4 protein-coding genes, 1 pseudogene and 1 riboswitch are annotated in these 15,888 nt (G+C 59.0%); of the genes and pseudogenes, 3 read left to right on the top strand and 2 right to left on the bottom strand.

Going from position 1 to position 15,888, the window contains the following annotated elements; genetic code table 11:
• Positions 1–134: 134 nt before the first annotated feature.
• Complete coding sequence (locus AC1A0G_RS00605) at positions 135–1,973, bottom strand: SpaH/EbpB family LPXTG-anchored major pilin (RefSeq protein WP_476526715.1); 1,839 nt, start codon at positions 1,971–1,973, stop codon at positions 135–137.
• The gene (locus AC1A0G_RS00600; RefSeq protein WP_476526714.1) at positions 1,921–10,452 is read right to left on the bottom strand and encodes a cell surface protein; all 8,532 of its coding nucleotides are present in this window, start codon (positions 10,450–10,452) and stop codon (positions 1,921–1,923) included. Before AC1A0G_RS00600 ends, AC1A0G_RS00605 begins: the two co-directional genes overlap by 53 nt.
• Positions 10,453–10,985: 533 nt before the next feature.
• Here AC1A0G_RS00600 and AC1A0G_RS00595 point away from each other — a divergent pair.
• The 3 genes and pseudogenes from AC1A0G_RS00595 to AC1A0G_RS00585 form a co-directional block, all read left to right on the top strand.
• Positions 10,986–11,783, top strand: a pseudogene (locus AC1A0G_RS00595) (DUF4143 domain-containing protein); the annotation flags it as partial.
• A 44-nt stretch (positions 11,784–11,827) separates the two neighbouring features.
• A riboswitch (FMN riboswitch) is annotated at positions 11,828–11,980 on the top strand.
• 5 nt (positions 11,981–11,985) lie between these two features.
• The gene (locus AC1A0G_RS00590; RefSeq protein ID WP_476526713.1) at positions 11,986–12,606 is read left to right on the top strand and encodes an ECF transporter S component; all 621 of its coding nucleotides are present in this window, start codon (positions 11,986–11,988) and stop codon (positions 12,604–12,606) included.
• A gap of 464 nt (positions 12,607–13,070) precedes the next feature.
• A complete protein-coding gene (locus AC1A0G_RS00585) occupies positions 13,071–15,881 on the top strand; it encodes an energy-coupling factor transporter ATPase (RefSeq protein WP_476526712.1) in 2,811 nt (936 codons plus the stop codon).
• Positions 15,882–15,888: the final 7 nt, after the last annotated feature.

Here is a 15,888-nt window from a genome sequence, read left to right as displayed (position 1 = left end):
CAACAACACAGCATCGGCCGCACGCCAGTGCGGACGATCCCAATACACAGGCGTGCCCATCCCGCTGCATCACCCTGCGAAGCAACCCCTTGGCTCCCCTAGTGTTATGCAGGGGAGCCAAGGCATCGTCTACCTCACTTGGTCGACTTGCGGTTCGACTTGACGTACCAAGCCGTACCCAGCGCCACGATCAGCACGCCGAACACGGAGAACAGGATCGTACCCATACCACCGGTGGAAGGGAGGGTGAAGCCCTTCTTGTTCAGGAACGGCACAACCGGCTTGTCCTTGGTGTCGGTGCCGGTAGCGCTATCCGGATAGGTGCCATCAGACTTCGGAGTGAAGTAATCAATCTTCCAGTCGGTCAGACGCTTCGTGTCCTTATCGTAATTAGCAGTGATCACGACCTTGATCTTGTGATCCTGCTTGGTGTAACCACCGGCAGGCGCTGCGGATTCCTCAAGGTAGTACGTTCCCGCTTCGAGGCCGGAGTAAGTGATACGACCGTAAGCCGGGGTCTCGATTTCGGACTGAATCTTATTCTTGTTAGCAGAATTATCTTTCCTATCATCAGCCGTGGCAAGGCGCGCGGTCGTGGCGGTGGAGCCAGTACCGGCATCCACAACAAACTCGATCGGAGTCGCGCCAGCATCACTCTTGTAGAGCTTGAACTTGGCACCAGCAAGACGCAGAGAAGACTCGTTGTACGTGTCACCGGTGTACTTGTCCACGGTGAAACCGAAGGTGTGAACCTTGACGATGCTCGGCACGGAGGTACCGGTGCCATCAGACTTCGGATCGTTGCTGTACTCGACGGTCGCAGAGTTCTGGTTACCGGTGTTGCCGATCTCCGCATACTCGTTCAGAGTCGCGGAATACTCGACGGTGATCGACTTGCCAGCATAAGTGTCCTTATCGCCGAAGTTGGCCTTGAAGTCGTTCATCGTAACGGTCAGCTTGTTGCCGTTCGCCGCAGACGGAGCATCCACCGTATAGTACTTGTCATTAGCGTTCGTAAGTTCGGTGTCGTCAACCTTAACCTTCAGCGAATCGGCGGTGTAGGTGAGGCCCTTGGACAGGGTATCGTGGAACAGGAACTTGTACGTGGTGTACTCGGTCATGTCCGGAATGGTGGAGGTCAGCGTGAAGTTGACCGTGTCACCGATGTTCTTGTCGTCGGCCTTGTTGTATTCCTTGGCGTCGGTGTTGGTGATGGTCTTGTCAACGGTCGGGAATTCCTTCTTCAGGTTGATCGACACGTTCGGATCGGTCACGTTTGCGAGAATCGCGTGAGACTTGCCATCGATACCCGCCGGAGTGGTCGGCGGCACAACAAGGTAGTAGCCAAGATCAAGATTCTCGATAGTGACTGCCGCCTTAGCAGTGCTGTTAGTAACAGCAGCAGCTGCAGAGCTTTCAGTCAGCGTAATGCCGGAATCCTTCGCCCAAGCGGAAGCAAGATCGGCGAACGTGGCAAGGTCCTCTTCGGACAGGCCCTTGATGTAAGCCTCGGCCTTCTCGGACACGTTGGCATCCGTCACGCCCTCAATGCCAGGACCGCCCTTATCCTTGGACGCTTTGAAGAATTCCTTCCAGTCATTATCCAGCGCATACTCATAGGTACCATCGTTGTTATCATCCGTGGCCGTGAACATCTTCACGTACTTTACGGTCTTGCCAACAAATGCACTCTGAGCAGAGGTGACCGTCAGCGTAGCGTTGCCGGCCGCGGTGGCGGTGACGGCGCCGAGCCCGGCGAGGCCGAGCATGGTCGCAGCGGCGATGATCACCGCGGCGAGTTTCTTGATCAGTGACTTCATCACTGTTCCTTTCTCCTTGGTTTCCCATGATTCCCGGCGGTCTGCCGGAAAGGACGGATTGGACATTGGGTTGCCCGCCACCGAAGCGGCGGAAATCTTGTTAGGCGACATGGCGGCCTCGCTTTCGGCGAGTGCCGGTCTTGCCGGTGTCATGCAGGTACCATGCGGTGCCGAGTCCGAGGATGATCACGGCGAGCATCGCGATCCACTGCGTGCCCGAGCCGCCGGTGTTCGGCAGTCCCGGAATGTAGTTGGTAATCGTCGCCACGTACTCCTTGCCGGTGCCGTTCGTGTCAGTTCCCTTGTCGGACGGATCGTATTCGGTCGCATAGCTTGTCGCCACCGAATAGCCGGCCTCGTCCGGGGTCTTCTCGGTCGAACTCTTGCCGTTGGAGTAGATCAGCGTGGCTTCCTGCACGGTGTACGTGTAGTAGCGGAACGTGCCGTTCGTGTCCCCATCGTTCGGTTCCTCGGTGTCAAGGAATCCAACCGGCAGGCCGTCGATCGTCATGCGCCACGTGTTGCTCCACGCGGAGGCGTTGGCGGCGGCGGTCATCGTCACGGTACGCGGGTTCGGCTGCGCGCTTTCTTTGCAATCCGAGTCGCTGCACTGGATCGAGACCGGCGTGATCTTCTCGCCATCCTTGTTCGTGTAGGTGGCGGTGAGCACGACCGTGATTCCCTGCGGACGGTTCTTGGCGTTGTCGCGCCACACCTTGCGCAGCGTCAGACTCACGTCGCCGCAGCCTTCCAGACCGCAGGCGTCCTGGCCGTCGTCAGGCTCGGGGGTGATGCCGCCGTTGTTGTCGGCTGTCGCCTTGCCGAGCATGAGGTCGGCCTGTGCGGCGGACACGTAGACGCCCAGAGGCTTGGCCTCGTTCTTCACATTGGACGCGCTACCGGTATTGGCACCGCCCTCGTTGTTGGACATCACGGCATCCTTGTAGTCGGCGAACTTCTGGATGTACGGCGTCACGATGGGCTTGCCCCATTGGTCCTGCGTATTGGCAAGATGCGCGACATCGTAGCGGTTGAGATTGAGCTTGAGCACACCTGCCGTGTTGCTCGAGGTACCGTCGGTCTTCGTTGCGTTGTCCATGTGCGAACCGTACGTGAACTGCTTCCGATCGGCGGTCAGCGCATAGCTCCACGTGGACGGCACGTCACGGTAGATGTGGTACGTGTTGGTGTTGCCCTCGATGTCGTACACATCGTTGAAGTCATAACTGGACTTCAACTTGGTCCAGCCGCTGAACGGTCCGACCCGCTCCGCGGTGCCGCGAATCGTGTCCGCATAGGTCATGTCGTCGTTCTCGAACAGACCTTCATCGTTCAGCGCGACGAAGCCACCCGCATAACCGGTCTCGCCCGAACCGTCGACACCCTGCGTCGCTCCCCCGCCGAACACGTCGTAGCCGTCGGCGATACCCTGCACTAAGGAGGAAACCACCTTCGTGCGGTTGCCCTTGATGAGCTCAACGGTGAGGTTCGACTCGGTCTTATTGTCCTTGATGATACCGTCCTTGTTGCAAGGCAACTTGATGACGGAATCACCGATGGTGATGATTGCCACATCGGTCTGCTGCTTGTTCTCGGCATCGGCTTTGGACAGCGCGACGCTGATCTTCAGACCAAACAGGTTCACGTACAGCAGATCACCGTCGGCCAGCACCTTGAGATCAAAGACCTTGTCGACGTTCGCGGTCGGCAGCAGGAACTTAAGCCACTGGCCGATGTTGATAACACCGAGATCCTGAGCATTGTCCAAATACAGCAGCTTGACCAATGCGTTGACTATACCGAGTATGACCTCAAGCAGCACCGAGTTGACCTGCGCATTCACCAGATAGGCGCGCTTTGTCTCGCCGACGAAACCGCCGGCGAGTTCACCGCTGGTGACTTTCTTCAATCCGGTCGCTTTGCAGTTCTTCACGCGCGCAAGGTCGGCATAGCCGGTGAATCCACCGGCCACTTCACGGCCGGTCGCCTTCTCGGTGGCCTTCTGGTAGTCATCGCCATTATGCGTGGCGGTAACCGTGTAACCGGCCTTGATGCCGGAAACCGAGGAGTCGCTCACATGCGAACCCCAGATGTCAAGCACACCGGCGGTGGCACCGAGTAGGTTAACCCAGTCGGTGCCGAGCTGCGCGTTGTCGGCGGCGATCGTGCCGGACTTGCCGAGATGGCCGATAAAACCGCCCACGTAGTTCACTCCGGTCACACTGTTGAGATTCGTAACGCCGCTCTTTTTGACGGACCCGTTGATGAGGCCGCCGCCGAAGCCACCTGCGGAACCGGTGAATCGCTTGGAGTCAAGCATGCCACTGACGGCGGAGACATGAGCTTTGATCTGAATACCGTCGGCGACACCGATCACCTGACCGTCGTACAGGAACGTGCGGAACGCTTCGAGTACACCCACGTTGCCGAGTTTCAGCAGCGAGAGCAGCAGGTTCGTGTTGGTCCCGTTCTCCACGTCTGTGCCGGTCGCGGCGTTGCCGCCTCCCACGGATGCGACGGACGAGATGTCAGCCAGGCCGAAGAAACCACCGGCGTACTGGCCGCCTTCCACGGCTCGCAGACCGTTCACAGTGAGCGAGGCCGGATCGTTCGAGGTCTCGATCTCAATGCCGGTGCCCTTAGCAGAATCCTTATCGCCAAGGATCGCCGCCTGCAGGGAACCTGCGAACCCGCCGGCGTTCAACGCATACAGCGTCTTGTTATCCGCGTTCTGATACGCTCCCTCGACCGTGTAACCCCATGCGGCATCATCCGCGCTCACATGCGCACCACGGATGGTCACGATTGTAGCCTGCAACACCTGTACCAGGCTTGCCGGGTTAGAGACCAGCGAGCCAAGTACCTTGCTTAGGAATCCGCTCGTCGCATTCGTATCGACGTCGGCCACCGCACCGGCGGTCGCCGCACCCACGAATCCGCCGATGTTGTTGCGGCCGGACACCTTGCGCAGGTTCTTCACATTCGCACCCACAGCCGTGCTTGCGGCGGCGTTCTTGGCGAGTTCATCGCCGTTGGCGTCGCGGTCGCCCCAAATCTGGGCGCCCACGGCAAGTCCGACGTAACCGCCGGCATTGCCGGTACCGTGCGTGATATCACTGCCGGTTGCGGAAACCCGCATACCGCGACGATAGCCGATCACGCTCGACGACTTGACGACAGGCACGAACACGCTCGCTACGTTGAGCAGCTGGCCGAGATCGAGTTTCAAGCCAAGGATATTGACGCTGCCGAACGTGGCGGCGGTACCGGATTCCATCGTGCCCGCGTAGCCGCCGGCCGCACGCATGGCGGTCACGTTGCGCACGTCCTCCGACTGGCCGTCGGTGATCGTGCCGGTGCGCATCAGACCCACATGGCCGCCGGCGACGCCGGAATCGCGCAGGTTCGCGCCGAGTTCGTAACACTTGGCCTTCTTCTCATCCGTATCCGCACTGTTTTGGCACGTCTTAATCTCGTCCGAGGCGTTCGCGAACACACCACGCCCCGCGACCACGTTGAAGCCAAACACGTAGTTCTCAAGGAACTTGTTCAGCGAATCCTGATCGTGAACGTCAGCGACACCAGCCTTGGCGACATCAGTGAATTCCTTACCGTACGCGCCGTACTTGCCGATGTTCTCGACCCACGTCTTCCACTGGTCATAGCTGGCGTTGCGCAGCGGACCTGTGACCTTGGTGTGTCGTTCGGTCGGATACACGACAGAGAGCGCACCAACCACATTGCCGGCCTGAACCAAGCCACCCAGCAGGGACAGACCACCGGTTTCAGCAGTATCGGCCGATTCCATGAGACCCGTATAACCGCCGGCGATCTCATGGCCGAATACGCTGCGGATACGTGCGGCGTATGCGGCCTTGGTCGGGCCGGTATAGCTGCCGAGCACGCCGTTCGTGTTCTCGCTCTTCCACGTATCGGTGCTCTTGCCCCAGATCTGACCGCCACGGTTGCGTCCGACATAGCCGCCAGCCATGCCGCGACGTTCCGACGAGTCGGAGGTTCCCTGCGCCCGGACAGCGCCACCGCAGATCGCCGCATCGGTGGACGAGTTGCGGATGGTGGGTACGAAATCCTGGACGAGGCTTGCCAGATTGTCGACCTTCAGAACCTTGAACTTGTCGAGAACAGTACCATCGCCAAGCACATCGGCAGCAGCGCCCGGTTCCACCGTACCTGCGTAGCCACCGGCTGATACCTGGCCGATCATGTACACGAATTCATGCGAACTGGAGTCCTGAATGTGACCGCCCTTGACATGACCGGCAAAGCCACCAGCCATGCCCAACGCGTTGGCCTTATCGCTCGTATCAGAGGCGAGCACGCTGTAGCCGCCGATGCCGCCGGTCACGTCGGAATGTTCGATCGTGGAAACAACCACCGACAGGACGTCGGAGATGTTCGTCAAGGTCAGGCTGTCTCCCAGCACCTTGAGACCGCTACCGACGGATGCGGCCGATCCAAGCTCCATGTCGCCAATGTAACCGCCCGCATACCGGGCGCCCGTCACCGCGTACGCGCTGGCCGTGGACAGGTACGTGTCATCAATGGAACCAGTCGTTTCGAGATCCTTTGGTGCCTTCACATCCGTATGACGCAACTGGGTCAAGTTCGACTTGGAGACCTGTACGCCGGAGCCGAACCCGATATAGCCGCCGGCCGAACCTGAATGACTATCGGTCGGCACCAAGGTGGTCGCGGACACCTTCAATCCAGGATTGCTTGGGTCGGTGATATCTCGGCCACTCGTCTTTTCCAGAGTGGTTCCATCAGACTTCACACCGGCACCGGTGATAACCGGTACATACAGTGCGGCAACGGATGCGAGTTGCGTTACATCAATGCTCAGGTTCAATCCGGCCAGTTTGTCGCCCAAGCCACCGAGAATGCTCAGTCCCTTGCCTGCATCGGCCAGCGCGCCGGAATACACCTTGCCGCCGAAGCCGCCGGCATAGGAGCCACCGGTCACCGTGTCGATATTGTAGACGGCCCACAGATCCTTTGCACCATCCGAGGTCGTCTTCGCACTGTCATCAACCTTGCCGCTGCGGAAGTCGCCGGCAAATCCGCCCGCAATGTCCGCAGTCACATGGCCGCCGTTGACGTAACGGACGTCCACGTTCGTATATTTCGGAACCAGATATCCGACCGCATCGACCAAGCCTTTCACTTCGACCAGTTTCAGGATCGACGCGTCATCCGCAACATCAGCTAGGCCGCCGGTCTCGGAAACTCCGACAAATCCACCCGCATCACCGTGCGAGGTGTGTGAACGCACCACGTACAGATTGGTGACGTGAGAATCAGTCACCTGCGTGCTGTTGGAGCGCCCGAGGAAGCCACCGGCCGCGGAACGCTCCGTCGAGGTCTGAAGATGCTCGCCATTGGCGACGACAGTCATACCGGAGTCGATGCCGCTGACGTTTGCCGCTTCGATTTCGACCATCACGCCTTGGGCCGCGGACAGTAGGCCGCTGATCTTCAATGCGCCCAAGCCGAGCAGGTTCAGCCCCTCCGATCCGACAAGATCGCCCGGACCGGAGACGCCGATGAAGCCGCCGGCGTAGTTGTCTGCCGAGACAGTCGCGACATTGTCGATCTTCACGCCCGCCGTTTCAGGTACGGGGTTGATGTCGTTACCGGACGAATCCTTCGCCTTGTATGCGGTCGTGGCCTTACCGATGCGTCCGCCGGTCGCCTTGCCAATGCCGGCCGCCGCGTACTCGTCACCCGCCGTGACTGCAAGGCCACTGTCTACGGCACCGTCGACAGTCAGCGCGCTCACTTCGAACGGCAGATAGCCGCCGAGACCGATCGTGTCATTGACAAGACCTCCGATCGATGCAGTGCCCAACTGACCCGCGATACCACCGGCATACGAGCCCTTCGCGGTCACGGATTTCAAACCGGATACCGTATTATTACGTGCTTCAGGCAGCGGGCGACCGTTCTTCCAGAACGAGAATCCGCCTAGGTGAGCAGCATCGGATGCGGCGAGGATCGCGCCATCGCCGCGCCCCATGATGCCGCCAGCATAGTTGTTGCCAGAGGATACGGTAATCGTGCCGTCATCCATCGTCACGCCAAGAATTATGGACTCGTCGATACCGACCAGACTCAGCAGTGCCGAAATATCCTGATCGCCGCCCAGAACGCCGCCCAGCAAATCCTTAACGGTTGATAGCAGATTAGTACTGTTCCCTTCCTCATCCGCAAGGCCAAGATCAGTCGCCCAGCCAAGCGTGGCGGCACCAGTGAAACCACCCGCGAAGGCGATCACGTCGCCGACCTTCAGCGTGCCTGTTTTCTTGGTGAGCGTTACACCGGACGCGTTCACGTTCACCGTTCCCTGAACGGTGTCGTTGACGGCGAAGCTATTCGCCATAGCACCGGCGAAACCGCCTGCATATGTACCTGACTTCACGGTAACGTTCGCCGCAACAGTCGACGATTCGACAAGGCTTTGCGGAGCCGCCTTGATCTTCGGCAGTTGAACGCCCAGATCGCTCAGCAGACCTTGCATCACGCCATTGCGCATCACACCGGAAAAACCACCCGCGTAATAATTCGCCTTCACGATGTACGCGTTGCCGCTCTCCACAGACGAATGCTCAATGATCGTGCCGATCTGATTGCCGATGAAACCACCCGCGTAATCCTGCGTCTCGGAACCGATGACCATGTTCGCCGTCGTGAAAGTCTTCACTGCGTCATTGGTGAAGGTCGGATTGTAATATCCGATCGGAAGCAGATCCTTCAGAGCGACGACCTTGCTGTTTAGCAGCCAGTTGACCAGGTCGCCCAATCCTAATCCCGGAATTGCATTGAGCAGCTTGCTCAATACGCTAACCGTGTCTCCGAGCAGAGCGGACAACAGCTCGTACTGCGTCTGACCAGTCGAGTAGCCGACAAAGCCTCCCGTCATGCCCTTGACATTAGATACGGTGACGTTCTCGACCACGCAGTCAGACACCGTAACCTCACCGTCCACACGACCGGCAAAGCCGCCGGTGGCGAACGATGAAGGATCCGTTTCACGCAATGTCAGCAGACCGCTGATCGCATCCTCCAGACTGATGTTCAGCCCGGGAATAAGCGTATTGAGCAGAATATCAAGCAATCCACCGACGCCGGAAAGCAAGCCTTTGAGGATGTCAAAGACCACGCCGATGACAGTCGTCTGCTTTTTAAAGGAATCCGACTCGTTACGCACATCGACGTTGTACAGCCGGATGTTCGAGACGACGGTCTCCCCCGCACTGCTGATATTCTTCTCGGCGATATTCACCTGGTTGCTAATCGTCGCGAAGAAGCCAACTCCGGACTGCTTCGACTGGTCCATCTGACCGGTCTGCCGAACCATTACGTTCGAGATGGTCGGCCGGTCCACCTTCGTCGTGTCCACCGCATCGCCTTCAGCGTTGATGCCGTTCCACAACGTTTGTGCAGTATCGGGATTCTGCGACTTTGCGCCGAGCATGATCGCGGAGAACATGAGCGGAGTCCAGTTCGTGTTGCTCGTGTCGGCCGCGTTTCTGGACAGGTCGATGTCGCGGAAGATGATGTAGTTGTTTGTGGACGTATAAGTCAAGCCCGTGTTGGCGTCCTTAGTATCGTTCACATCATGGCGGTTGCCGTCAGCATCGATAGTGAAATAATAAGTGCGGCTCAGCAGTTCAATAACCGGGTTGGAATACTCCTTGTCGATGAGTGTCCCCTGCTCGCTTAAATCGGCATCGCCGGAATAAGCGACACGGGGATTGCCTTCATCTACCCATTGGCGGAAGATAGTTTTCCGGCTCTGTCGAATTTGCCAGACGCGACCAATAACCTTCTTACCCGTGCCAATCGCGCGCAGCTGTTGTTCGTTGCCGATGAGGATGTAGGTTTTGCCGTTGATGGTCTTGGTGATCTGGCCGGCGAAGTCGCGGCCGTCGAGGGAATCGGAGGCATCGGCCTGAGCGGCGGGAGCATCGGCGGCGGTGTCGTTGGACTGGGTGGATGCGTCGGATGAGGATTGGGGGCCACCATTGTTCTGGTCGGAGGTCGCCTCATCGGAGGTCTGGGCGTTGGCGTCAGTGGTATCGGCCGAGTCGTCGTTGGTCTGCACGGTCTTTGCACCGGCGGTCAGACCGTTGCTGGAATCAAAGATGTTGTTGTTCGTGAATACCGTATTATTGCCGTTGCCGAGTGAGCCGTTCGTACCGGTCTGGCCTGTGCCGCCGGTGGCATCGTTCGTATTCGTATCGGTCTGAGCCGAGCTGTCCGCCGAATCGGCCGTATCGTTCGTACCGACAGTATTGTTTGCGGTAGCCGTATCGGCCGTATCGGCATCGACCGTCCCGGACGCACGCTGCTGCGCAAGCGATTCCGCCGCGGACACGACCGTATTATCGGTCACGACCTTGCCGTTGGAGATGACGGTCACACCGGAATCACCGATCGAATTGAGAACGCTATCATTTTGCGCGTATGCGGACGGCACCATGCAGGTCAGCGACAAGGCGACAGTGACGATGGCAGCGATGCCACGACGTAGGTACGACGGCGCGAAGTCCAGCCCAGCCTTACTGCGGGCACCCCTGCGGAGGTTTACGCTCCGGGACTTCCGACTCATCATCGCACCTTTCAGTCTCACGAACAACGTTCGCTTCTTCGTGAATGCGATGCCATGATTACCCCCCCGAGACACGAAAACCAGACAGAATCAGCCCGAAAATCCAATCGCTACGTAGGTCTTGCAATCAGTACGCAAACGTTTTCAATCCTCCAATGCAACATTTGGCAAGCGCTTGCCATCGGCTACTTATCTTGATAAGCCAAACCCGTTCGAGACGATTGATATATAAGTGTCAACTATCTCCTGCACACGTATTCAGAATGTGATCTAGGCGACACGCCGTCCCCCCGATTCCCCGATCGCCCACCGACCCCTATCCCGCATAGCGAACACCCCTCGCGCAAAATCCAGGTGGCGCACGCGCCCCGCATCCTCATCTACGACAACGGGCAAGTCAGGCGAGCAAGGTTCATCGAATTAGTTGGAAAATGTAGAAAAACCATCATTTTTTGGTTTGAAAACGTCATTTATTCTGCATATTATGGTTTGAAAATGCAATCAGTCGTCTGCGCGATCATCTGACACAGCAACAGACAGTCGACGAGTTCATCCACCAACGACTCATGGATCTGTATGCAAAATATATGGTGATTGGCGGCATGCCCGCTGCAGTCGATTCCTTCTGCACCAACGGTAGCATCCTGGACGTGCGAACCATACAGGAAAACATCAAGCGGGAATATCGACGTGATATCAGCCAATACGCGCACCGGGAGGACCGTCTGCACATTCGCACCATCTATGATCTCGTCCCCAGCGAACTGAACAACCCCAATAAGCGGTTCACTTTTTCCAAGATAAATAAATCGGCGCGATTCCAGGCTCTCGCCTCCGATTTCGACTGGCTTGTCGGAGCCAATGTTGCCCTCGCGGCATACAACGTGGACGAGCCGTGTGCTCCTCTGGAAATGAGCAAAGAACGAAACCTGTTCAAGCTCTTCTATAATGACGTCGGACTGCTCACCGGCTCGTTCCTACGGAAGACATCCATTGAAGTACTCAATGGAAATCCCGACATCAACTATGGGTCCATATACGAAAACGCCGCCGCACAGGCACTGGCGGCACAAGGCTTCAAACTGTACTACTTCAACAGCAAGAAACTTGGCGAGCTCGATTTCCTTGTTCAGGATCGTAACGACAACGTACTGCCCATAGAAATCAAATCCGGCAAATCATACAAACGCCACCATGCAATGGGTAATGTGCTGTCGGAACCCAAATATCATCTCGATACCGGATATGTCTTCGGCCCCTGCAATATCTCCCGAGAAGGGAAAATCCTATATGCTCCGATTTATACGATCGGGCTGCTCGAAAACGAATGACTACGCTGCCGGCACAAATCCGGGGGTGGGCGTATACATAGGCACGTAAGTTTCAGGGAAGGTGAAAATCCTTACTGGCGGTAAACGCGCGGCCGACATCATAACGGCCGTCACGCGCAAGCCCGCGACCCGCGCAAGCGGCTGATCCGGTGAGAATCCGGGGCCAACGGTTACAGTCCGGATGGAAGAAACGGAGCTCGATATGAGTGTCTCTTCGCATACCACCAACGCCACTTCTACCGCCGCCGGCAGCGCAACCTCGTCGCGCCCGGACACCGCGCACTCGACCGGCGTGGCCGATTCGGGCCGCTGGTCCACCCGCCGCATCGCCATGTACGCGTTGTTCGTCGCGCTCGCGATGGCCACCAGTTTCGTGGAGTTCCCGATCATTCCGGGCATCCAGTGGCTCAAGTACGACCCGTCCGGCATCGTGGCGCTGATCGCCGGCTTCGCGTTCGGCCCGGCCGCCGCCGCGATCGTGAGCGTGCTCGGCTTCGTGCCGCACCTGTTCATGGACCCGTGGGGCACGCTCATGGCCGTGCTCGTCGCGCTGTTCCTCTCGGTCCCGGCCGCGATCATCTACCGCAAGAACCGCACGCGCAACGGCGCGATCATCGGCCTGATCGTCGGCGCGGTGTGCGCGCTGGCCGTCGCGATCGTCGGCAACCTCATCGTCACCCCGATCTACGCGCACATGACCGTCGCACAGGTCGCGGCGCTCATCGTGCCGGCCCTGCTGCCGTTCAACCTGCTCAAGTTCGTGATCCACGGCGTTGTCACGTTCCTGATCTACAAGCCGATCACCACGCTGCTCGACAAGTAGTCCGCCGACGCCCACTTACGGTTCAATAGTGGGTCATCCCGGACGCAACAATCCGTAAGTGGGTGTTTGCCTACCATGAAAACCGTGATTCCGGTCTTTTCGTGGTAGGTGAACACCCACTTATATGTTCATGGTAGGTGTTTGTCCACTTACGGAAGGCTCTATATGGTAGGCAAACACCCACTTCCGAATTCCGTGTCCGGAAACACCCACTTATGAAGCACCTCTGTGGTAGGTAAACGCCCACTTGACGATTTCACGCTCACGATCGTCCATCGGCGCAGCCGTTCAAACGTCCGCATACGCCCACCAATGAGCTTTCTGTCCGGAATCACCCACTGATAGAGCCACCAACGGCCCACAGATATCCATCGACGAACCAATCAGCAGAAGCCGCATGTCTAAGATGGAGCCGTCCGACAATCCGCCTCCGTACGCAACCTACTTATATACAAGGATCATTCATGACCGAACTCGCAGCAACGCTCACCAGCATCCGCTTCAGCTATGACGGCGGCGCGACCTGGGCGCTGGACGGCGTGAGCCTCGACATCACGCCCGGCGAATACGTGTGCCTGACCGGCGCGAACGGGTCGGGCAAATCCACGCTGGCCCGTCTGATCGCGGGACTCGCCGCGCCCGACGCCGGCGATATCACGCTGCTCGGCCATCATGTGTTCTCGCTCGGGATGTCTGGCAGTTCCGCAGTATCGACCGATTCGACAGACGCGGACAGTGCGATTACCGGCGAGGGCGACTCGCAAGACGATACCATGGCCGATTCGACGGGTGAGTCCGATTTCGGTGCGAATCCGGCGGAATACCGGGCGGCCCGGCGCGGCATCGGCGCAGTGTTCCAGAATCCGGAGGACCAGCTCGTCACCACCGTGAGCGAGGACGACGTGGCGTTCGGCCCGGAAAACCTGGGATTGGACCGTCCGACGATCGGTTCGCGGATCGACGAATCGTTGGATGCGGTCGGCATGACCGCGCATCGGTTCGATGATCCGACAAGGATGAGCGGCGGGCAGCAGCAGCGCGTGGCGATCGCCGGCATGCTGGCGATGCACCCGTCCATGCTGGTGCTGGACGAGCCGACCGCGATGCTCGACCCGGCCGCGAGGGCCGAAGTGATGCGGATTCTGGACGAGCTGCATGCGCAGGGCACGACGATCGTGCATGTGACGCATCATGAGGACGAGGTGGCGCGCGCGACCCGCGTAGTGCGACTGGAGCGCGGACGGATTGTCGCCGATGCGGCTCCGTTGCCGCCCTCCCCTGTCATTTCGACCGAGCACCGCCCTCCTGTCATTTCGACCGAGCAAAGCGAGCGGAGAAATCTTTCACAGGCAACCACTCCAAAAGATTTCTCGACTTCGCTGCGCTCCGCTCGAAATGACAACGATAAAGCATCGAACAACGACACGGCCTCATCCAAAGGTACCGGGAACGCCATCGTCGTCAGCCATGTGACCTACCAATATCCGGGGGCCGACACCCCCGCGCTGGACGACCTGTCGCTGACGGTGAAAGCCAGCGAGGTCGTGGCGATCATGGGCGAGAACGGTGCCGGCAAATCCACGCTGGCACGCCTGATCTGCGCACTCGAGCAGCCGCAACACGGGTCGATCAGCGTCGTCGGGATTCCCGTGGCAACCGATCCGTCGGTTCCAGCCGATTCACGAACAATCACTGCGGAAAGTCCTGACGGCAGCCGGTCTCGCCATATCCATACGCGTCGCTCGTCTCGCACGCTCGGCCGCAAGCAGCGCGAGGCGTTGCGCCGCGAGGTCGGATTCGTGATGCAGCATCCTGAACGGCAATTGTTTGCAGATACGGTTGCCGAAGACGTGGCGTATGGGCCGCGCAATCAACGGCTGGGCGAACCTGAAGTCGCCGCCCGCGTGGACGAGGCGATGCGAATGTTGCATATCGAGGATCTGGCCGATCGTTCGCCGTTCAGTCTGTCGGGCGGCCAGCAGCGGCTTGCGGCGATCGCCGGTGTGATCGCATGCCGACCGCGCGTGCTGGTGATGGATGAGCCGACCGCGAGTCTTGATGCCGATGCAAACGCGCGTATTCACGAGTTGATCCGCACGCTCAAGTCGCAGGGCGTGACCGTGCTCATCATCACCCATTCGCTCGATGAAGCCCACGCCGTAGCCGACCGCATCATCACGTTGAACGCGCATGCAAGCGGTCACAGTTCAACCGTGCCATCAGCCATCCTTTCAACGAGTACAGCCAACAAGCTTCCCGTGCAGGAAAACCGGGAACGTCAGGAACACGTCTCCTCCACAGCATCACCGGAACAGTACCCTTCCGCGGCCCCAGCCACTCAACCATCCTCTGTCGGCCCGACCAAGCAATCCCCCTCTATCGTCCCGGCCGAGCGATCATCCTCTGTCATTTCGACCGAACGCAGCGAGCGGAGAAATCTTTCTCATCCCGCTCCCCCTGCATCCACAGAGCCCACCGCACCTTCATCGTCCGTGCATCCCGCACGAACGGCATCATCGTTCATCGCCAAACTCGACCCGCGTGTGAAGATGGTGACCTTCCTCGCAATGATGTTCACCGCATTCGCGATCAACACGCCGGCACAGCTCGCGCTCGGCGCGGTGCTGGTCGCGGGCATCGTCGCGGCGTCGCGCATCAATCCGCTGCGATTGCTTGCATCCGTGCACATGTTCCTCGCGATGTTCGTCGTCATGGGCGCGCTCAACATCTTCTTCGTGCGCACCGGCACCACGCTCGCACGACTCGGCCCGATACCGATCACCGACGACGGCGTGACGATTGCCATCCTGTACGCGCTGCGATTCGCGCTGGTGATCATCCTCGGTGCGGTCATGCTGGAGACGACCACGCCGACCGCACTGACCGACGGATTCGGTTCGCTGCTCTCGCCGCTGTCGAAGATCGGTCTGCATACGCAGGAGATCGCGCTGGTGATGAGTCTGGCATTGCGGTTCCTGCCGACGCTCGGTGCGGAGGCGAAGGCGATCGCCGACGCGCAGGCGGCCCGTGGCGGTAGCATTGAGACCGGTTCTCCTGCGGCTCGGCTCAAGGCGATGACCGCGTTGTGCGTGCCGATGTTCGCCGGCGCGATACGGCACGCCGATAATCTCAGCCTTGCGCTCGACGCACGGTGTTATGAGGAGGGCGTGCGTCGGACCCATTGGCATGAGTTGCGTATTCAGCCGGCCGATGTGACGTTTGCCGTGATTACCGTGATATATATCGCCGCGCTGGTTGCGTTGCCATTCATCTGATAGTTCC

The sequence above is a fragment of the Bifidobacterium sp. LH_230 genome (assembly GCF_056357555.1).
Note: the sequence above shows the minus strand (reverse complement) of the source record. Positions and strands in the feature narration are given on the sequence as shown.

Excerpts from the sequence above, each read along its gene's own strand:
- AC1A0G_RS00600 (WP_476526714.1), bottom strand. The coding sequence starts at position 10,452 with ATGAGTCGGAAGTCCCGGAGCGTAAACCTCCGCAGGGGTGCCCGCAGT.
- AC1A0G_RS00590 (WP_476526713.1), top strand. The coding sequence starts at position 11,986 with ATGAGTGTCTCTTCGCATACCACCAACGCCACTTCTACCGCCGCCGGC.
- AC1A0G_RS00585 (WP_476526712.1), top strand. The coding sequence starts at position 13,071 with ATGACCGAACTCGCAGCAACGCTCACCAGCATCCGCTTCAGCTATGAC.
- AC1A0G_RS00605 (WP_476526715.1), bottom strand. The coding sequence starts at position 1,973 with ATGACACCGGCAAGACCGGCACTCGCCGAAAGCGAGGCCGCCATGTCG.